Source organism: Saccharospirillum sp. HFRX-2 (genome assembly GCF_043196805.1).
In the GTDB taxonomy this organism is placed as follows: Bacteria; Pseudomonadota; Gammaproteobacteria; order Pseudomonadales; family Natronospirillaceae; genus Saccharospirillum.
Map to the genome: position 1 here is coordinate 1 of NZ_JBEBMU010000013.1, position 19415 is coordinate 19415.

The following is a 19415-nucleotide window of genomic DNA, read 5'->3' on the forward strand; positions in this document are numbered from 1 at the left end:
TGGTAGCGGGGGCAGGATTTGAACCTACGACCTTCGGGTTATGAGCCCGACGAGCTACCAGACTGCTCCACCCCGCAATAAACCTTTTCATTGAAGCACCTAACGATCACGCCGTTAGGTCGGCCTCATAAGCCGAAGGTCGTGTTACTCCCTTCGACTTTTGCGGTGTGGGAGCCCGACGAGCTACCAGACTGCTCCACCCCGCATCAAACTTTTTAATTCATCTTGAAGGTTTTGGTATCGGCGTCTGGGCGCCTCCCTTCAACGGCTGCGAATACTAATGACGGGGCCTTGGAGTGTCAACTAACTTTTTGATTTTTTTCAATTTTTTCTGTCGAGCCAGGCCTGGCGTGCGGCCTGCATTCGTGCCGCCAGCCGGTCGTAGTCGGGCTGTTCTACCGAGCCGCAAGCGAGCCAGTCCAGCACGGCCTGATCGACGCGTTGTTGATCGACGGTCTGCCCCAAGCCATCCGCCAGACGTTGCACCTGCAATTCCATGCGCAGGTTTTTATCCTCCGCCGGGCTGTCGACCTGCACCAGGGCTTCCAGCTCAATGGTCTGGCGATGCAGTTGAGTCTGTGCTTCCACGGTGGCGGGTTGTCGCCACTGCTCAATACAATCGACCAGACCGGTCGCATTGGCTGGCAGTTTCAGCGCATGAAAAGTCTCGACCAGCTTGGCATCATCACTGCCATCGAAGCGGGCCTGCGCGACCCAGTCGATTAACGCCTGCCAATGTTGATCCCGGCGCTGACGGTGTTGCTCGCGACAGGCGGCGTCGAATTGGTGTTGAGCTTCGTTAAAACGTTCCTGCAGCGCTTTTTGCTGAGCTTTGGGTAAGGCACCCAAGGCACGGAATTGCGCTTTGAGTTCTTCGACCTGGGCTTTTTCAGTCAGCGGTTGATCAGTTTTGGGCAGTGCTTCGAGTTGCTCGATTAAAGCTTCTGCCTGCCTGCGATGTTCATCGAGTTCGGCTTTAAAGGCTTCCACCTGCTGACCGCGTCGCGCGAATAATTCGTCGCATACCACCCGAAAGGCTTTCCACAAACTTTGTTCATCACGACGTGCCAGGGTGCCGACCTGCTGCCACTCCTTTTGCAACTGTTTGGCGGTTTCGGTGGCCTTGCGGGTATCGGGTTCATCGAGCAGCGCCTGGGCGCGTTCGATAATGGCTTCCTTGGCACGCCGGAAATCAACTTGTTCGTCCTGCAATTGAGCGCGCAGTCGTTTGATGGCGGCGTCGAAGGCTTTTTGCACACCTTTGTTGGCGGCACGATCGACCGGTGAAAAACGCCGCCAGTCCTGACGCGCCATGTTCAGGACCCGATCGAGTTCTTTGATGTCCGTACCGCCGTTTTGAATCAGCGCTTCGTATTGTTTGAGTTGCTCCACCAGTTCATGGCGTTTTTTCAGGTTCAGGCTGCGCAGTTTGCTTTGTTCATTGAAATATTCCCGGCACGGTTCATAGGCTTGCTGAGCCAGAGCATGAAAGCTTTCCCACATTTCCTGATGCTGGTTTTGCAATCCTCGACTGAGCTGACGCCATTCATCCTGCATTTGTCGGATCGTGCGGGCGCGATCCTGTGGATCGAGCGATTGGCCGATCAACGCACGCATGCGTTCAATCAAGGCTTCTTTTTTCGGCTGGACGGCGAAACTCTGCCAGTCGCGTAACTGTTCGACCGCACTTTTGGTTTCTTCCAGTTGACGAAACAAGCCCGGATGGGCGGTGTGTTTCAGCTTCGCCAGCGTTTCCTCGACACCGTGCAATAGACCGGACGCGCGCCGCAGATGACCTTCGTTCACGGCCGCCATGCAACGGCGCATCAAACCGCGAGCCTGACGTACCGATTGAATCTCCGCCTGGTGATGCTCCGCCAACTGATCGTGATGACGCGCCAGCGCTTGTTCGACGCGGGCTTTGAGTTGTGGCGCGGGGGTGTTTTCAGGCCAGTCGAGTTCGTGCAGCCATTCATCCAGGGCCTGAGCTTCGGCGTTCAGCTTTTCCGGCGAGTTTTCCAACTGGGTCAGCAAGGTCTGCATCGGGCCAAAGCGCTGGCTGATCGCTGCCTGGTGCGACAGCGCTGTTTCAAAGGCGGTGCATAGCCGATGGAAGGCGCGCTCTTCGGTTTTGTCCGGCCGCGCCTGTTGTTCGGTTTCCTGCCATTGGTGTTGCTGGTCGGTTAAAAAATGCTGGGCATCGCGCAGCGCTGCATCGTCGATATCCAGCGCATCGGTACGTTCGCGCAGTTCGTCGAGGATGCGCTCGACAATCGCCTGGCGGTGCTGGTTGATATTGTTCAATTCGTTAGCTGAATCGACGCCGTCAGTGCTCGCCTCGTCGCTCGTCTGCTGCGGTGTCTGCGCTCTTGCTGCCACTCTTGCCTGGGCTTTTTGCCAGGCCTGTTCAAAGCGCTGTTGCCAGCTCGGTTCTGCATGCTGCCGATACTCTTGCCAGTGATTATTCAAGGCGGTCAGCTTGCCGACATAGAGCGGGTCGAGACTGGCTTCGGCGTGACGCTCCATTCGCGCCACCAGGCTGTGTGCCTGCTCACGCTCGGCCTGATGTTCGCGCTCTTGGGCGCGCTGGGCATCGAGCTTATCTCGGGCGATGCGATACACCGCCTTGTCGTGGCCTTTGGCCGCCCGCGCTAAGGCTTCCAGTTGTTGCTGATCGCGAAGTCGTTCGGCCGCTGCGTTACGAACCTGGGCGGAAAACCCTTCCACGGCCAGAGTAAAACAATCTTCGTCGGACAGGCCGTCGAGTTGGGCATCGCGTTGCAGCTGTAAGGCGAGATGATCCAGTGGCGTTAATGGCAGGTTATCGAGTTCAGCGTCGTCCAGGCGGCCATCGTCGAGTCGGTTGGCAAGTTCGGCCAACGCCGTTTGCCGCTGGCGGCGATCCGGACTGTGACTGCGCTGCGCCAGCTCGGACGGCTCTGTTCGGTCCGTATTCTGGGTAGATTTAACCGGGGTGTTCGATGCTTTTTTGTTATTGAACAGTTTGGAGAGCGCAGCCATCTTGCCTTACCTCGTCTGGCCGGACGAGGCAAGAGGTGCCTCGAATCGGCGAACAGTGCTAGGGTAGTGCCCCTTAGGTGCGGCCGAAGACAGCCAACTTTCGGCGCGGTGCCCAGCAGTGTAAACCCTAAAGACTTTGCCCGGAAACCACCATGACCCAGCCATCGAGCTTTCTCTGGTACGACTACGAGACCTGGGGTATTCAGCCGCGTCGCGACGGTATCGCCCAGTTTGCTGCGGTGCGTACCGATGCCAATCTGAACATTATTGGCGCACCGGTCGACCTGAAATGTAAGCCGCTGCCCGACAGCGTCGTCTCTCCCGATGCGGCTCTGGTAACCGGTCTTAACCCGGCTGATTGCGATAAAACGGGTCTCAGTGAATGGCAGTTTGCTGAGCAGATTCAATCACTGATGGCCGAACCGGGTACCTGTGTAGTCGGCTATAACTCGCTGCGCTTTGACGACGAATTCAGCCGCCACCTTTTCTATCGCAACCTGCTCGACCCTTACAGCCGCGAATGGCGCAACGGCAACAGCCGCTGGGATCTGCTTGACGTGGTCCGACTGACTCATGCGCTGCGGCCCGAGGGCATCAACTGGCCCAAGCACGACGACGGCACGCCCTCGTTCAAACTGGAACAGCTGACCGCCGCCAACAGCATCGAGCACGGCAATGCTCACGATGCGGTCAGCGATGTGCTTGCGACCATCGAACTGGCGCGACTGATTCGCCGGCACCAGCCAAAACTGTTCGACTACGCGCTGGAGTTGCGCACCAAAGCCGCCGTTCGACGCCAACTTAAATTCGATAGCCGCGAGCCGCATCTGCACGTCAGCGGTCGTATTCCGGCGGCACGCGGTTGTCTGGCGGTGGAACTGCCGCTGATCGAACATCCGGACCGACGCAACGAAATCATCGTGCTGGATTTAACCGAGGACCCCAGCTGGTTGCTCGACCACAACGCCGACCAAGTGCGCGACTGGTTATACACCGCCACCGACGATCTGCCCGACGGCATTCCCCGCGTGCCGTTGCGCACCCTGCATTTAAACCGCAGCCCCATGGTCGCGCCTTACGCCATGCTGGATGACCAAGTGGCGCAACGCCTGAATATCGACCGCGATGCCATTAAGCGCCATGGCGCCATTGTCGACCGCTGGCACGATCTGGTCACCCTGGCGCGCGATGTGTTTCGCGACGAAGACAGAGCGCCCTTTATCGACCCGGAACACGCTCTCTACGCTGGCTTTATCGACGATCATGACCGCGGCATTCTGAACCGCATTCGCGCCAGCACCGACCGCCCCGAAGCCTGGCCCGGCCTGGCTGAAGACCTGCACGATGATCGCCAGCAGACTCTGGTATTCAACGCCCGGGCGCGGCACTTCTTCGACAGCCTGAGCGCTGGCGAGGCGGCGCAATGGCGCGACCAGGTGCGAGTCAATCTGACCGATGCCGACTGGGGTTCCAGTCTGACCTGGCAGCAAGCCTTTGATCGCACCGAAGAACTACTGCAGGAACAGCCGGATGCAGCGGTGTTATTGCAGGTGAAAAGCTGGTTGGAACTGCAACAGAAGAAATGGTTGGATGCAGCCGTTAAGACAGAGAAAAACGACGCCGCTGATCAGACTGCCGCGCAAAAAAAAGGCGACCAAGAACAACTGGGTCTGTTCGACTGAACCAGACTCAACTCGCCCTGCCCTGCGGATAAAAAATCAGATTGTGCAGCCAGGCCGGCTGCTCGGTTGAATCGTTGCGGTAACCGTGTGGTTGGTCGGCGTTGAAGCGCCAGACATCGCCTGGGCCCAATCGGTGCCAATCGCCATCGCTGAATATCGACAGCCAGCCACCGATCACAATCACATGTTCCACCACCCCGCTTTCGTGCGCTTCTGATTCGCGCAAACACCCCGGTGCCAGTTCCAACTCCAACAACTCTGAACGCAACTGCGCATCGAACGGAATCAGCGGCCGCACGCGGATACCGCTGTCTGCCGGTTCAAGCCGAGCATCGCCGCTATAGGCCGGAGTGGTCAGCGGTGCCATCAGTTGCGAAAACGACAGCTCATAGCCGCGCGCCAGCTTCCACAGTGTATTGAGCGTCGGGCTGGATTCGCCACGCTCTATCTGTCCCAGCATGGCCTTGCTGACACCGGTCGCTTTGGCGGCCGCATCCAGGCTCCAGCCACGGCTTTGGCGCAGCGCTTTAAGTCCAGTGGTCAATTCTTCAGTCATCTTGCCTGCCTTGCTTGTGCGCTATAACGCACGGTGATAGAGTTTCGCGCATTGTACGTTATAACGCACAGCCGGGCCAAAGCGCGCTGTCATTGCCAAGGAGTTCCCATGCTCAGAGATTTTTCCCCCGCCAGCATCAGCGCTGGATTGGTCGCCGTTCTGGTCGGTTTCAGCAGTTCGGCGGTGATCATTTTCCAGGCCGCTTCAGCGGCCGGTACCAACGCGGCCCAGGCCGGCTCCTGGTTATGGGCGCTGGGTCTGGGTATGGGCATTACCTCCATTGGCTTATCGCTGCAACACCGGCTGCCGCTGGTCACCGCCTGGTCGACACCCGGTGCAGCGGTGTTGGCGGTCAGTCTCGGGGACTTTTCACTGGGCCAGGCGATTGGGGCTTTTATCGCCACCGGTTTGTTGATTCTGCTCGCCGGTTTAAGCGGTCAGGCCGAAAAACTGACCCGCAAACTGAGCCCGGCCATTGCCGGCGCCATGCTCGCCGGTGTGCTGCTGCCCTTCGGTCTGGATGCCTTCGCCGCGCTGAATGAGGCGCCTTTGCTCTCGGGCACCATGGTGGTGAGCTATTTTTTGGCGCGGCTCTGGGCGCCGCGTTTTGCGGTGCTGATTGTCGCGGCGCTGGGATTGGTATTGGCGCTGGCACTCGACCAGGTCGCCACCACTGAATGGCAATGGGCGCTGGGTAAGCCGGTCTGGCAAGGTCCTGAGTTTTCCTGGCAGGCGTTGCTGTCGCTGAGCTTGCCGTTGTTTCTGGTTACCATGGCTTCCCAGAACCTGCCCGGCATCGCCACTCTGACGGCTGCTGGTTATCCATCGCCTACTTCGTCCATGCTCAAGTGGACTGGGGCCACCACCACCCTGCTCGCGCCCTTTGGTGCTTTCGCGCTGAACCTGGCCGCCATCACCGCTGCGTTGTGCATGACCGAGGATGCTCATCCAGACAAGCGCAAACGCTATACCGCAGCGGTCTCGGCGGGATTTTTCTATGTGTTGCTGGGGGTGATGGCGGCGACAGTGGTCGCCTTTTTCGAATCGGTACCGCCGGCTTATCTGGCGACGCTGGCCGGTTTAGCCTTGTTGCCGACGCTGGGTTCGGCGCTGGTGATGGCCTTGCAAGATGAGAGTGAACGCGAAGCGGCCTTGGTGACACTGCTGGTCACCACCGCCAATGTCAGCCTCTTTGGCATTGGCGGCGCCTTTTGGGGGCTGGTATTTGGCTATTTGGTGCGCAGCCGCCAGCCCCTATTAAAAAAATTAAAGCGAAACGTTTAACAGGTGGTTAAGCCTTTTCCTTGCCGCTTAGAAAAGCTTCGGCGGCGCGTTTAAATTCATCGCTCTTTAACCGCTTCATAAACTGCTGCGCTTCGTCGTCGATGGCGTTGAGGATAAAGCTCATATAGCTCTGCTTCATCAGCCGCTTGGTCGCCTGTATCGCTTCGGTCGGTTGGGCGGCCAGCAACTGCGCCTGTTGGTTGGCGGCGTTGAGGTAGTTTTCGTCACCAAACACAGCGTTAATCAAACCCGCCTGCATGGCCTCCTGCGGGCCGAACGACTTGCCTAACATCAGCCATTCCGCGGCCTTGTTATGGCCGACGCGCAACGGCAGTAACACTGAGGATGCAAACTCCGGTACCAATCCCAGGTTCACAAAGGGCAGTTGGAAAACGGCGCTGTCGCCGCTGTACACCAGGTCGCAATGCAGCAATAAGGTGGTACCGATGCCGACGGCCGGACCGTTAACCGCCGCGACGATGGGCTTGGGAAAATCCGCCATGGTTTTCAGGAACCGCATCACTGGCGATTCATCATCGAACGGCTTTTCCAGAAAGTCGTTCAAATCGTTACCGGCGGTAAAGCAGAATTTCTGGCCTGACAGCAGCACTACCTTGGCGTTGTCATCAAACTTGGCTTCGTTGAAAACGCGGTGCAGCTCGATGTACATCGCTTCCGTTAAAGCGTTACGCTTCTCCGGCCGGTTCAGGGTTAACTCAAGCACACCGTTGTTCAAACGCTGGATAATCTCGGTCATGGCGAAGCTCCTCACTGCGTTTTTGTCAGTTCAATTTAAACAAACGTTTGAATTTTGCAAAGTTAGGACGGTGTTTCGCACTGTAAAGCCAGGCGGCCAGTCCTAACGTTCCGCTGCGGAAACCCTCTGTTAACCTCTTGGTATGACTCCGAAAGCGGCGATTTTGGTGTACACTTCGCCGCCATCGCCCACGGCCAGGAGACCTTCATGACGGCTATCAAGCAGGACGACCTTATCCAGAGTGTCGCCGACGCCCTCCAGTTTATTTCCTATTACCACCCCCAGGATTTTATTCAGGCTATTCACGCCGCCTATGAGCGTGAAGAATCCAAGGCCGCCAAAGACGCCATGGCGCAAATTCTGCTCAACAGCCGCATGTGCGCCGAGGGCCACCGGCCGATCTGCCAGGACACCGGCATCGTCACCGTCTTTCTGAACATCGGCATGAATGTGCGTTTCGACGACGCCACCATGGGCGTCGAAGACATGGTCAACGAAGGCGTACGCCGTGCCTACACCCACCCGGACAACGTGCTGCGCGCCTCGGTACTGGCCGACCCGGATGGCAAACGCCAGAACACCAAGGACAACACCCCGGCGGTGATCCACACCCGTCTGGTACCGGGCGATACTCTGGAAGTGCACGTCGCAGCCAAGGGCGGCGGCAGTGAAGCCAAATCCAAGTTCGCCATGTTGAACCCGTCTGACTCGATCCTCGACTGGGTACTGAAAGTGGTCCCGGAAATGGGTGCCGGCTGGTGTCCGCCGGGCATGCTTGGCATCGGCATTGGCGGTACCGCCGAGAAAGCCATGCTGATGGCCAAAGAATCCTTGCTAGAGCCGATCGACATCAACGAACTAAAAGCGCGCGGCCCACAAAACCGCGGCGAAGAATTGCGCCTGGAGATTTTCGAAGGCGTCAACAAGCTGGGCATTGGCGCTCAAGGCCTGGGTGGTCTGACCACGGTGCTCGACGTTAAAGTCATGGAAGCGCCAACCCACGCGGCCAACAAGCCGGTGGCCATCATCCCTAACTGCGCCGCCACCCGTCACACCCATTTCAAACTCGACGGTACGGGACCTGCCGACCTCAAACACCCGCGCCTGGAAGACTGGCCGGACATTGTCTGGGACGCAGGTCCCACGGCGCGCAAGGTCAACCTGGATACGCTGACCAAAGAAGAAATGCTCGAGTGGGAACCGGGTGACACCCTGCTGCTGAACGGCAAGATGTATACCGGCCGCGATGCTGCCCACAAGCGCATGGTCGACATGATCAACAAGGGCGAACAACTGCCGGTCGATCTGACCAACAAGCTGATCTACTACGTGGGCCCGGTCGATCCGGTGCGCGACGAAGTGGTCGGCCCTGCCGGCCCGACGACGGCCACGCGCATGGACAAATTCACCGACACCGTGCTCGAACACACCGGCTTGATCGGCATGGTCGGCAAGGCCGAACGCGGTCCCATCGCCATCGAAGCCATCGCCAAGCACAAAGCCAGCTATCTGATGGCCGTCGGCGGCGCGGCTTACCTGGTGTCCAAAGCCATTCGCAACGCCAAGGTTGTGGCCTTCGAAGATTTGGGTATGGAAGCCATCTACGAGTTCGATGTGGTCGATATGCCGGTCACCGTCGCGGTCGATACCAACGGCGACTCGGTGCACAAAACCGGCCCGCAACAGTGGGCGGCGAAGATTTTGGCGAAGGAAGTTGGGTGAGACGGGAGACGCTGAATAGCGAAACCCTCGCCTAAAATTTCGCATCTTGCCACAACTAAAAGGGAGTCACCGTCAGGTGGCTCCCTTTTTCGTATCCGGCATCCGGCGTCCAGCGTCTTCCGTCTCCCGCGCCGCCAGGCGCAAAACAGCGTCTCCCGTCAAGCATCTCCCCGCTTACGCTCCGCTTCACTCGCCAACACATGCGCATAAATACCAGCGACATCATCGGCAAACCGATCGATGGCAAAGTCACGTGCAAAGTTCAGCGCCTGATAAGCGAGCTTTTCCCGCTCATCATCGTTCTCCAGTAAATACTGCACCTTTTCCAGCCAGAGGTTGCGATCTTCACGGGTTTTAAAACCGTTGTAACCTTCACGCACCACATCGTCGATACCGCTGGAGCGCACCGCCACCACCGGCAAACGCGCCGCCATGGCTTCGAGAATTACCATACCCTGGGTTTCAGATTTGGACGCGAACACAAAGGCATCGCCAAGCTGGTAATAGAGCGCCATCTCATCGGGCGGCACCGGGCCAACCAGATGCACACAGTCGCTCAGGCTTTTGTCATCGATGCGTTGCTGCAAAGCATCACGCTCTTCGCCATCGCCAATTAACAGGCAATGAAAAGAACGTTCACTGCGACGTCGCAATGCCGCCAGCGCATCGATAATAAAATAAATATTTTTCTCTTTGCTGAGACGCGAAACCGACACAAAAACACAGTCGTCTTTTGCGATACCCCAATCAGTGCGCAGCTTCTCGACCGCTTTTTCATCGCGCTGCTGGAAGCGTTCAAAATCAATGCCCGTCGGCTGCACATAAAGATTGGTGGTCACACCGATAACGCGCAGATATTCCTCAGCCGATTGAGTCGGCACGATGACGCCCGCACAGCGATTAGCAAAGCGACGCACTAAAGAGTGCGAAATAAGATTACGGAACAAGGGCCCCGGCAATGGTACATAATGCGAATAATGCTCTAAGCGGGTGTGGTAGGTGTAAACCGCCGGCACTCGCAACGCCTTGGCCCAGAGCAGGCCAAACCAGCCGAGCCAGAACGGATGATGGATATGAACCAGGTCGGGTTTAAACGCCATCATGGCGCGACGGGCACGGCGTGAGATCGGGTTCGCCATACGAAACTCACCACTTTTACCCAAAGCCACCCAGGAACGCAGACGGACAATTTCGTCTTTATTTTCGTTTTTATCCTGATCCTTATAGCTCGGCGAAATAATTAAAACTCTGTGCCCCAGTGCCACCAGGCCACGGCGCAAACGTTCAATCGAAATCGGCACGCCACCAATAAAAGGCAGATAGTTATTGGTCACCATCATCACGCGCAGCGCCTTGTCACGAAAGGGCGCCACGTCGAGATCAAAGTTCGGGTAGTAATCACGATCAACAAAGACCGAGGTATACAACTTGATCGCCAGGGCCATCAGCGCAAAGAGCACCAGCAAAAAATTCAGATGACCAACATAGAACAGCGAATGCACAAAAAACCATAGGCTTTCCAGCGTCTTTAAAAACTGATTCTGGCCAATATCGAGACGCTGCATATCGATGCTGACGTCATCACCATCGACCTTAACGGTCACATAGTGATAGAAGCTGGTATCGTTATTGATCACCAGACCGCCGGCACCACCGGTGGTGATATATTCAACGCCTTTGTGAGTCTGGCGATCGAACAAATGCAGATCGGAAGAGAATACTGCGGTTACCTGATGGCGACTGAAGATCGTCTGTAATTGCTGACCGAAGGCTTCATCGGCCAGATAATCTTCGGCGAAATCCACCGGTGTTTCCTGCATTGGTTTTAACAGCGCATCACCTAAAAATACAAAGCGATGCTTTGGCTGGTCATCAAGTAACTGCTGATTCAACCAATACAACTGAAATTCGTAAGCATCCGGGTCAGTGGTATCGAGAAAAATAAATTGACTGTTACCGGCTTTGAACGAATAAAAATACGGACCAAAATGTTCGTAGAAGTGGAAGGAACCAAAGATGCTGGTTTCATTCTCACCGACCGTTAGCAGATAGGGCATCTCAAGATGGCTCAGCGAACGGTACAGAGCGCGATACTTATCTTCACCCCCACCGCTGACCGCATTACCGGCGGACACCAGAAAGTCGGATTCGGTTTTGTTAATGATAGGAATCATGGTGCGCTCAAAGACGCCCACCGAGTTGTTGATGTTGCCCACCACAGCAAAAGACAGCTGGCTGTGACCGGCTAACTTTTCCTGTACCGCTTCAATCTGGTGCGCATGGACCGCTGAATAATCCTGCTCAAAATAAATCAGGTAAATTCGATAACCGACTAACGACAGTATCAACAGAATATTAATGTAAAAAATAAACTTCAGTCGTCGTGGAGTGAACCAGCCTTTTATTGTCATTTTGGGGCTCCGTCTGTCAGTTCACGCTGAGTAACGAAGATACCGATCAACATACCCAGGTAGATGGTCAAGGCACGCCAGCCAACCGTCACCAGCACCAAATGACCGGCCGTTAATACATCCGCAAAGAAGTGACCGAACACGCCTTCCGCAATACCGGAAGCGCCCGGTGTTGGGGAGAAATACATAACAAAGGTCGTGATCACCATACGGCCGACTACCAGCCAATAGGACAAGTCATAACCCAACGCCCAGCACAGCAACGCCGGGAATGAAAACAGCGACAACAGAAACAAGGCGGTAAACAACCAGGACGCCAGAATATCGCGCCAGCGACCACTGAAATAACGCCCGAACCCTTGCGCGAAACGACGCAGTTCCCGCACCAGACGCAAGCGCCAGCGACGCTGTCGCGCCGCGCTGATCAAATGAAAAACCCGCAGCAATTTTAAAAAGAGCAACAGCGGCCGCGCTAACCAGGAGGGCCTTAATAAAAGCACTGCAAAGAAACTCAAATAGAGCACCACGCAAACAATCAAGGTAGAAACTAATGACGACTGTTGCGCCGCCGATTCGGCTCCCGGCAAAGTCAGCAGTAGCACCGGAGTGGCGCCGAAAATAAACAGCACCGCGAGCACGGTACGAATGGTGGTCGCGGTCATGGCGGTGCCAATGGCCACACCACGACGTTGTAAAAACCACACCTGGGCAAAACCGCCGCCGGTTGCCATGGGTGTTACGTTGGAGACAAAGATATTCAAAAACACCAGCCGGCCCATGGACGACAAGGGCACCTTTTCTCCCAAAGCGCGCAAGGTGTACCACAGCCGTAAGGCATCGGAGGCAAAATAAATAACCAGCAAGAGTGCATAACCAGCTAAGGCAGAAGGCGCCAGCAAGCGGTTATCCCAACTCAAAGAGTGTCCGGCTACCTGGCTGTAAACGGCATAAACACCAGCCAGGCTGAGACCAATAAACAACAGCGTAAACAGCAGTAAACGCCGGGTGTTCGGAGTGCCTTCCCTCGCCCCGGACGAAGCGCGATGAGTGCTATTGGTCATGGTATTCCCTTAGCTGGCTTGTTCGACCAGGCGCCGAAACAAGTGCCGCTGCTGCGACAGATATAAAAGAAACTCGGGATGCCACTGCACGCCGAGCACAAACGCAAGAGATGGGTCTTCAACGGCTTGAATCAAGCCATCCTGATCGCGAGCCACCACCTTCAACCCTTCTCCCAGTCGATCCATCGCCTGGTTATGTAGGCTGTTGACGCGCCCCGGAGCCTGCGACCAATGCCCCAACCATCGGCTATCGCTTTCAACCCTCAGGTTCTTGGTGGGCAATAAAGTTCGTCGGTTGGAAGTGCGCCGACGACGCGAACGAATGTCCTGAAAAAGCGTACCGCCGCGCCGAACATTTAACAGCTGAGCACCTCGACATATTCCCAATAACGGACAATCGCGTTCCAGCGCGGCATCGATAATGGCGCTTTCGAAGGCATCGCGCTGCTCATCATACTTGGGCATGACTTCCGGTTCTTCGGCATAGAGCACAGGGTTGATATCGTGTCCGCCGGTGATAACCACGGCCTGAAAATCATCCCGCCAGTGATCGCCCGGTCGCAATTGCAGCGGTTTGCCACCCGCCATTTTGATTGCCATAGCGACACAAAAACGAGGACCGATTGCGCCTTTAGTCGGCCCGGTTATGGCGACGATGGGTGCAGCCATTGCGCCTCCAATTGTGCCACCCAATCTTTAAACCAACGCTTTAATGGATTGCGTAAATGGCTGCGAAATGCAGCGCTGCAATCGGCCAGGCGCGCTTCATCAAATGCCAGAAATTCCACCTGGCACCAGTCATCCCAAGCCAAGGCCGGACTCCAATCGCTGCGTTGAATCTGGCAATCCGGCAAGCGGTAATGAAAGGTCGGTCGGGCTTTGATCAGTGGATCATCGGTCACTGCTCGGACCCGTGGTTCATCCATTTCGGTGAACAGCGGCAGCATATCCAGTGGCCGGTTGCGGGTGGGGTTCCAATGCAGATAATCATCGATCAAGGTGGCCAGGTCAGGACGATAATCGGGCGCTAACAGATGGCGAATATAATCGCGTGGAAAGGCATCGATATAGGGCGTGACGCGGCGCGCAAAATCGGTTTGATCGCGTTGCTTCAGCCATTCCTCCAGGCAGACAAAGGCCTGCAAATAACGCCGGATAGTATCGGCATCGAGCGCCGGTAATTCCGGGTTGAATTGCAGCCCAAAGGCATTGGTCAGTTGGTCGGAGGAACCCTTAGCGCCGGCGTCATGTAAACGCTGGCTCAGTCGCTCAACTTCATTCAGGCGCGACAAAGGCAAAGGCGGGCTGACCAACTCGAGCGGCACAAAGGGCTCGGAGACACGATGCAGCATAGACTCCAGCCGCTGCTTAACTTCATCGCCCCACTCGCCGACCTGATATTCCTGTTGGCCCATTTCTTTGAGCAGTCGGAAGTCGACTTCCACTTCCCAGTCGCCTGCTGAATCGCCAGTCAACCGATATTGATAGCGACCTTCGGAGCTCAGCTCGAGGTCTAATTCATCGGCAATCAGTTGTGCCAGTTGTTTTAATGGCACGCCATTCATTTCGATCTCGACGCCGACGCGACGTTCCTCACCAGACTCGGTTTTGGTGCTTGGCAAATCCACAATCACGGTCTGTTCTCCTTAGGGGTCCAAGCTAGCGCCTCACCTTCCAAGCGCGGGTCAGCGGCACCACGCCAGCCGTCCGGATAACGCTGGAGCGCATGCACACCGCTGGTTAATGAACGAAGGTCAATCGGATGGCCATAGTCGCGCAAGGTTTGCGACCAATCTTCTGCCGAGGTTCCGGCTTCGACTTCCACCGATCGACCACTGTAAATCACATTGGGTAACGCTATGGCTTGTTCAACCGGCAGCTCCCAGTCGAGTGTGGCGATCAGTGTCTTAAGCACATAGCCGATGATGCGGCTGCCGCCTCGCGATCCCACCACTAGCACCGGCTCGCCGTCTTCATCAAAAACCATAATCGGCGTCATTGATGAGCGCGGACGTTTGCCGGGCCCGGGGGCATTGGGATGCACGCCAAAGTCGGCCTGGGCGTCGAAGCTAAAGTCGGTCAGTTGGTTATTGAGTACAAAACCACCGGCCATCATTCGCGCGCCAAAGGGTTTTTCGTTGGAGCTGGTCAGCGCCACGATATTGCCCTGAGCGTCGACCACACTGAGATGGGAAGTGCCGTCGCGCACCCGGCTGTCCGGTAACAAAGCAACCGCTTCGCTTTGCTCAGCTTCCGGCTCGCCGTAACGAATAACCGAACGCGCCCGCGGTCCAATTAATTGAGCGCGAGCAGCCAGATAATCCTCTGCCAACAGCGCCTCAACCGGCACGTCCACGACATCCGGATCACCGACGTAGCGGTTGCGATCGGCAAAGGCCAGACGGCTGGCTTCCAGAATCCAATGCCAGGCTTCAGGGTCATCGGGGTGACGCAAGTCCAGCGGAAATTGCTGCAACATCCCAAGCGTTTGCAAGACGGCAATGCCGCCGGATGATGGCGGCCCAATCGTGCATAAACGCCACTGTCGATAAGGCGCGCAGACAGCTGGTCGTTGCTTTGACTGGTATTGGTCGAAATCGCTTTGCGTCAAGTCAGACGGCCAGATCAAACCTCGACTGGCGCGTTCAATTATCGCCGATGAAATAGGCGGCTGATAAAACGCAGCAGCACCGTCCTGTGCCAGGCGGTCCAGAGTTTCGGCGAGTTCTGGATTCACCAGACGCGACGGTTGCTGCGCTTGCTGAGCGCGAAAATAACGCCGCGTATCGGCAAATAATCGCAGTGAAAAATCGGTTTCAATTTGCTGCGATAAACGCACCGGCATGGACACACCCTGGCGCGCTGCTTGCGCCGCTGGCGCCACCAAATCGGCCCAGGGCAGTACGCCGTGCTCGCGATGCACCTGCCCTAATAAAGCCGGCAAACCCGGCACACCGACGGCACGGCCGGTCGGTACAGCGGCGAACCAGGGAACGGGGAAATTCAGTAAGGTAAAACGATCGGCTTCGGCGGTTTGCGGCGCGGTTTCGCGGCCGTCGTAGAAACGCACTTGCTGATCGGCGGCGCGGTAATGCAACAGAAAACCACCGCCACCCAAGCCGGTTTCCGGCGCTTCGACAAAGCCGAGCATCAGCGCCATGGCGACCGCTGCATCGACGGCGTTACCGCCGTTTTTCAACACCTCCAAACCGACCGCCGTGGCCAGCGGATCGGGCGAACTGATGGCAGCGCTTCCCAAGGCTGAAACCTTAGGTGTCAGGTCAAGGTTCTGCTCAGGTTCTGCGCAGGCAAACAGCAACAGGCACAGCGAAACCGCCAGCGACAAGGGTCTCATTCAAAGGCCACTGTCGCCGTCGTACTTGGGCAAGCCATCATCGTAGGGTCCAGACCAGGCCGGACGATCACCATAAAAAATATGCTGAACCGGTGCGCTGCCGGGTTCTTCATCCAAGACGCCCAGGGCAAGGCCAATTATCTCGGGACGCTCATGATCGACAAACAATAAAGTGGAGCCACAGCGACCACAGAAAACCCGGCTGGCAATGGCGGATGAGCGGTAAGTCACTAACAACTCTTCACCCTGGTCATAGTGCAAATCATCGCGCGCCACATTGATGTAACTGCCGAAGGCCGCGCCGTGTTGCTTGCGACACATCTGGCAATGGCAATGACTGGCGGTGTTGGGTTGCAGCTTGGCATTGATTTGCACGCCGCCGCATAAACAAGAAGCCCGGGTCATGGCAGTTACCTCAAAGTTCAGCCAGCGCCGCTTTAATTTGCTCGGCCTGCGCTTTCAATTGGTCGGTATCGGCCATCTCACTGCCGTGCGGTTTGCGCAGGTCGGCAATGGAGCCGGGAATGATGTGAAAGTGCACATGCGGCACCGTCTGACCGGCGCCTTTGCCGTTTAATTGAAACAGCACGATGCCCGGCGCATCGAAGGCTTTTTTCACCGCTGCGCTGACTTTACGCACGCTGCGCATCCAGGCGGCGCTGGCGTCATCGGTCAGATCAAAAATAGTTTCGGCGGCCATTTTGGGAATGACCAGAGTATGGCCTTCGGCCTGAGGCATGATGTCCATAAAGGCCAGGGTGTCATCATCTTCATACACCTTGATGGCGGGGATTTCCCCGCGCAGCATCTTGGCGAAAATATTGTCCGAGTCGTAGGCCATGGTAAGCTCCGCACACTGAAAAGGTTGCGCCAGCTTAGCGGATTTCCCGGCGGCACAAAACGGCGCGCCGCATATCAAGGAATTGCGCATGACCGTCTTCAACCTGGGGTCGATCAATATCGACCACCTCTATCGCGTGGACCATTTTGTCCGCCCCGGTGAAACCCTCGCTTCGACTGACTATCGCACCGTCTTAGGTGGCAAAGGCGCTAATCAATCCATCGCTTTGGCTCGCGCTGGTGCTAACACTCAGCACATTGGCGCTATTAGCAAAGCCGATGCCTGGGTCATCGAACAACTGAGTGAGGCCGGCGTCAGTACCGATCACGTCGCCCAGCTCGACGCCGCCAGCGGCCACGCCATCATTCAACTGACGGCAGCGGCCGAGAATTCCATCCTGCTCTACCCTGGCACCAATCATCGGTTGACCAACACGCAAATTGATGCGGCCTTAAGCGCCGCCAACTCTGGCGATTGGCTGCTGTTGCAACACGAAACCAATGCCTTGGCCGAGGCCATGGATAAAGCCGCCGCCCTTGGCTTGCGCATCGCTTTTAACCCGGCGCCCATGGTGGCCGACGCCGTCAAACCGCTGCTGGCGAAAGTTGATTTGTTGATCGTCAACGAAGTCGAAGCCATGGATCTGACCGATACCGACAGCGTCGAAGCCGCCGAGGCCGCTTTACTGCGTGACTACCCACAATTGCGCATCCTGCTGACGCTGGGCAGCTTAGGTGTGGTGCATATCAGCCCGGACGGTCGTCACAGTGTACCGGCCTATAAAGTCGAGGCAGTCGATACCACGGCCGCTGGCGATACCTTTATCGGCTATTGTTTGGCAGCACTGGCCGATGGCCACGATGTAGCCGACGCCTTGCGCCGCGGTAATGCCGCCGCCGCTCTTTGCGTCACTCGGCTGGGCGCTTCTGTTTCCATACCCAACAAAGCTGAAGTTGATGCTTTTCTCAGCGAACATCAGGACTGAACCATGACGCAACGTATTATTATCGACACTGATCCGGGCATCGACGACGCCATGGCCATCCTCTTTGCCTTCCGCTCACCGGAGCTTGAGGTCATGGGTCTGACCAGTATTTTTGGTAACGTCAGTGCCGAACTGGGCGCCCGCAATGCGTTAACGCTGTGCCAATTGGCCGGCACCCAGGTTCCTGTCGCCCAGGGCGCCACCGTGCCGCTGGGGATGCCGCCGCGTCCGCACTCTGATTATGTGCACGGCATTGATGGCTTCGGCAATATCGATTGGCCGCAGGCTGAAGGCGTTATCGACCCGCGCTCAGCAGCTGAGTTTATTGTTGAGTCGGTCAATGCTTACCCGGGCGAAATCACGCTAATTCCACTCGGCCCGCTGACTAATTTGGCTCTGGCGCTGGAACTCGATCCAAGCATCGCCGGCAAAGTCAAAGAAGTGGTGTTGATGGGCGGGGCGGTGCATGAAACCGGCAACGTCAGCCCGGTCGCCGAAGCCAACATCATCAACGATCCGCACGCCGCTGACCGGGTGTTCGGCGCCGACTGGCCGGTGACCATGATTGGCCTGGATGTCACTCATCAGGTGCTGCTGAAAACTTCGGTCATGGAACGCATCGAAGCGGCCAACCCGGTTCAGGGCGGTTTTCTGAATAAGGCAGCGCAGCACTATTTCGATTTTTATCGGGCCGCTCTGGGCGTCGACGGCTGCTATTTCCACGATGCGGCAACCATTGCCTACGTGCTCGATCCGAGCCTGTTCGGTTGCCGTCATGGCCGTATTCGTGTCGCCACCGAAGGGCTGGCCTTGGGTCAAACCATGATGGCACCGGAAGGTCGCGACTTCCCAACCGAAGGCTGGGCCGACCGGCCGTTAATCAAGGTCGCCTTTGAAGTGGACGACGTGCGCGTGCTCAAGCTGTTCGAGCAACGCCTGTCAGAGGAATCCTGATGTTCGATCTGATCTGGTGGTTCTGTGCCCTGGCACTGGCCGCCGGTTGCCTGATTCAAACCGCACTTGGCTTTGGCATGGCGGTTCTGGCCGCGCCCATTATTGTTGTGCTGCGGCCAGAGTGGGTACCCGTGGTGCTGACGGTCACCGCCTTGGTGTTGTCGCTAATGAACGTCTGGCATCTGCGTCACGATATGCAAATTCGCGCCATGCTCTCAGCCATCGTAGCGCGCATCCCAGGCACGGTGGTTGGTACCTGGATTCTGCTGCACCTGCCGGTGCAGGCGTTGCAGATACTGGTGGCTACGGCGGTGTTACTGGCGGTGCTGATCAGCGCTTTAGGCCGCGCCTTTGAAGCCACGCCAACCCGCCTGGGCATTGCCGGTTTTGTCTCCGGGGTGATGGGCGCTACCACCTCCATTGGTGGTCCACCCATGGCGCTGGTGATGCAGCACGGCAAAGCTCGCACCATCCGCGCTAATCTGGCGTTCTATTTTGCCTACAGCTGTGTGCTGTCGCTGGTTAGCTATCAGTTTGCGGGCTTGCTGACGCCCAGGCTGTGGCTGGAAAGTTTGTCTTTTGTGCCCGCCGCCTTGCTCGGCTTTGCGCTCGGTCGACTGTGCCAGAGCTGGGTCGACAGTCGCTTCCGTCCCCTGCTGCTGATTCTGTGTTCACTCTCTGCCGGTATGGCGATGTCCGGAGCCTTGTTCTTCCATAGCTAACTGCGATGTAAGGCTGTAAGACAGTGGTCAAATCGCTGTGCTAAGGTGGCGCTCTGCGCGCATC

General features: G+C 57.0%; 16 protein-coding genes and 1 tRNA gene. 6 read left to right on the forward strand and 11 right to left on the reverse strand.

The annotated features are described in order from the left end of the window. Together ABMA60_RS17630 and ABMA60_RS17635 are read right to left on the reverse strand one after the other, a co-directional pair. A tRNA-Met gene (locus tag ABMA60_RS17630) sits at positions 1 to 77 on the reverse strand. A gap of 244 nt (positions 78 to 321) precedes the next feature. Further along, positions 322 to 3021 (reverse strand): DUF349 domain-containing protein, encoded by a 2700-nt coding sequence (locus ABMA60_RS17635; RefSeq protein ID WP_392805977.1) that lies wholly within the window; start codon positions 3019 to 3021, stop codon positions 322 to 324. Positions 3022 to 3173: 152 nt separating this feature from the next. Between ABMA60_RS17635 and sbcB the strand changes: the two genes are divergently transcribed. Next, positions 3174 to 4703: an exodeoxyribonuclease I gene (sbcB, locus tag ABMA60_RS17640; RefSeq protein ID WP_392805980.1), complete on the forward strand. Its 1530-nt coding sequence runs from the start codon at positions 3174 to 3176 to the stop codon at positions 4701 to 4703. A 7-nt stretch (positions 4704 to 4710) separates the two neighbouring features. Here sbcB and ABMA60_RS17645 read toward each other — a convergent pair whose 3' ends face one another. Continuing rightward, a complete protein-coding gene (locus tag ABMA60_RS17645; RefSeq protein WP_392805982.1) occupies positions 4711 to 5259 on the reverse strand; it encodes a helix-turn-helix domain-containing protein in 549 nt (182 codons plus the stop codon). 108 nt (positions 5260 to 5367) lie between these two features. Here ABMA60_RS17645 and ABMA60_RS17650 point away from each other — a divergent pair, with 108 nt between their 5' ends. Continuing rightward, positions 5368 to 6543: a benzoate/H(+) symporter BenE family transporter gene (locus ABMA60_RS17650; RefSeq protein ID WP_392805984.1), complete on the forward strand. Its 1176-nt coding sequence runs from the start codon at positions 5368 to 5370 to the stop codon at positions 6541 to 6543. 7 nt (positions 6544 to 6550) lie between these two features. Here the strand turns inward: ABMA60_RS17650 and ABMA60_RS17655 are convergent, their stop codons facing one another. Next, positions 6551 to 7300, reverse strand: coding sequence for an enoyl-CoA hydratase (locus ABMA60_RS17655; RefSeq protein ID WP_392805987.1), 750 nt, complete (start codon positions 7298 to 7300; stop codon positions 6551 to 6553). A gap of 207 nt (positions 7301 to 7507) precedes the next feature. Here ABMA60_RS17655 and ABMA60_RS17660 point away from each other — a divergent pair, with 207 nt between their 5' ends. Further along, the gene (locus tag ABMA60_RS17660; RefSeq protein ID WP_392805989.1) at positions 7508 to 9022 is read left to right on the forward strand and encodes a fumarate hydratase; all 1515 of its coding nucleotides are present in this window, start codon (positions 7508 to 7510) and stop codon (positions 9020 to 9022) included. Between the two features lie 158 nt (positions 9023 to 9180). Here the strand turns inward: ABMA60_RS17660 and ABMA60_RS17665 are convergent, their stop codons facing one another. The 7 genes from ABMA60_RS17665 to ABMA60_RS17695 are packed head-to-tail and all read right to left on the reverse strand — an operon-like array spanning position 9181 to position 16690. Beyond that, positions 9181 to 11433: a glycosyltransferase gene (locus tag ABMA60_RS17665; protein ID WP_392805992.1), complete on the reverse strand. Its 2253-nt coding sequence runs from the start codon at positions 11431 to 11433 to the stop codon at positions 9181 to 9183. Beyond that, positions 11430 to 12494 (reverse strand): YbhN family protein, encoded by a 1065-nt coding sequence (locus ABMA60_RS17670; RefSeq protein WP_392805995.1) that lies wholly within the window; start codon positions 12492 to 12494, stop codon positions 11430 to 11432. The genes ABMA60_RS17665 and ABMA60_RS17670 overlap by 4 nt, the downstream gene beginning before the upstream one ends. Positions 12495 to 12503: 9 nt before the next feature. Then, positions 12504 to 13163, reverse strand: a complete 660-nt coding sequence (locus tag ABMA60_RS17675; RefSeq protein WP_392805997.1) for a gamma-glutamyl-gamma-aminobutyrate hydrolase family protein — start codon at positions 13161 to 13163, stop codon at positions 12504 to 12506. Next, positions 13139 to 14128 (reverse strand): amidoligase family protein, encoded by a 990-nt coding sequence (locus tag ABMA60_RS17680; protein ID WP_392806000.1) that lies wholly within the window; start codon positions 14126 to 14128, stop codon positions 13139 to 13141. The genes ABMA60_RS17675 and ABMA60_RS17680 overlap by 25 nt, the downstream gene beginning before the upstream one ends. Then, positions 14125 to 15849 carry a gamma-glutamyltransferase gene (ggt, locus tag ABMA60_RS17685; protein WP_392806003.1) on the reverse strand — a complete coding sequence of 575 codons (1725 nt, stop codon included), beginning with the start codon at positions 15847 to 15849 and terminating at the stop codon, positions 14125 to 14127. The genes ABMA60_RS17680 and ggt overlap by 4 nt, the downstream gene beginning before the upstream one ends. Continuing rightward, positions 15850 to 16254, reverse strand: a complete 405-nt coding sequence (locus tag ABMA60_RS17690) for a GFA family protein (protein WP_392806005.1) — start codon at positions 16252 to 16254, stop codon at positions 15850 to 15852. Positions 16255 to 16264: 10 nt separating this feature from the next. Continuing rightward, complete coding sequence (locus ABMA60_RS17695) at positions 16265 to 16690, reverse strand: HIT family protein (protein WP_392806008.1); 426 nt, start codon at positions 16688 to 16690, stop codon at positions 16265 to 16267. Positions 16691 to 16778: 88 nt separating this feature from the next. On the opposite strand from ABMA60_RS17695, the gene ABMA60_RS17700 reads away from it, so the two are divergent. Genes ABMA60_RS17700 through ABMA60_RS17710 form a run of 3 tightly spaced genes read left to right on the forward strand, consistent with a single transcriptional unit; the run spans position 16779 to position 19351 of the window. Next, positions 16779 to 17675 carry a ribokinase gene (locus ABMA60_RS17700; protein ID WP_392806011.1) on the forward strand — a complete coding sequence of 299 codons (897 nt, stop codon included), beginning with the start codon at positions 16779 to 16781 and terminating at the stop codon, positions 17673 to 17675. Between the two features lie 3 nt (positions 17676 to 17678). Continuing rightward, positions 17679 to 18629, forward strand: a complete 951-nt coding sequence (locus tag ABMA60_RS17705) for a nucleoside hydrolase (protein WP_392806013.1) — start codon at positions 17679 to 17681, stop codon at positions 18627 to 18629. Continuing rightward, the gene (locus ABMA60_RS17710; RefSeq protein WP_392806016.1) at positions 18629 to 19351 is read left to right on the forward strand and encodes a TSUP family transporter; all 723 of its coding nucleotides are present in this window, start codon (positions 18629 to 18631) and stop codon (positions 19349 to 19351) included. Before ABMA60_RS17705 ends, ABMA60_RS17710 begins: the two co-directional genes overlap by 1 nt. Positions 19352 to 19415 lie beyond the last annotated feature (64 nt).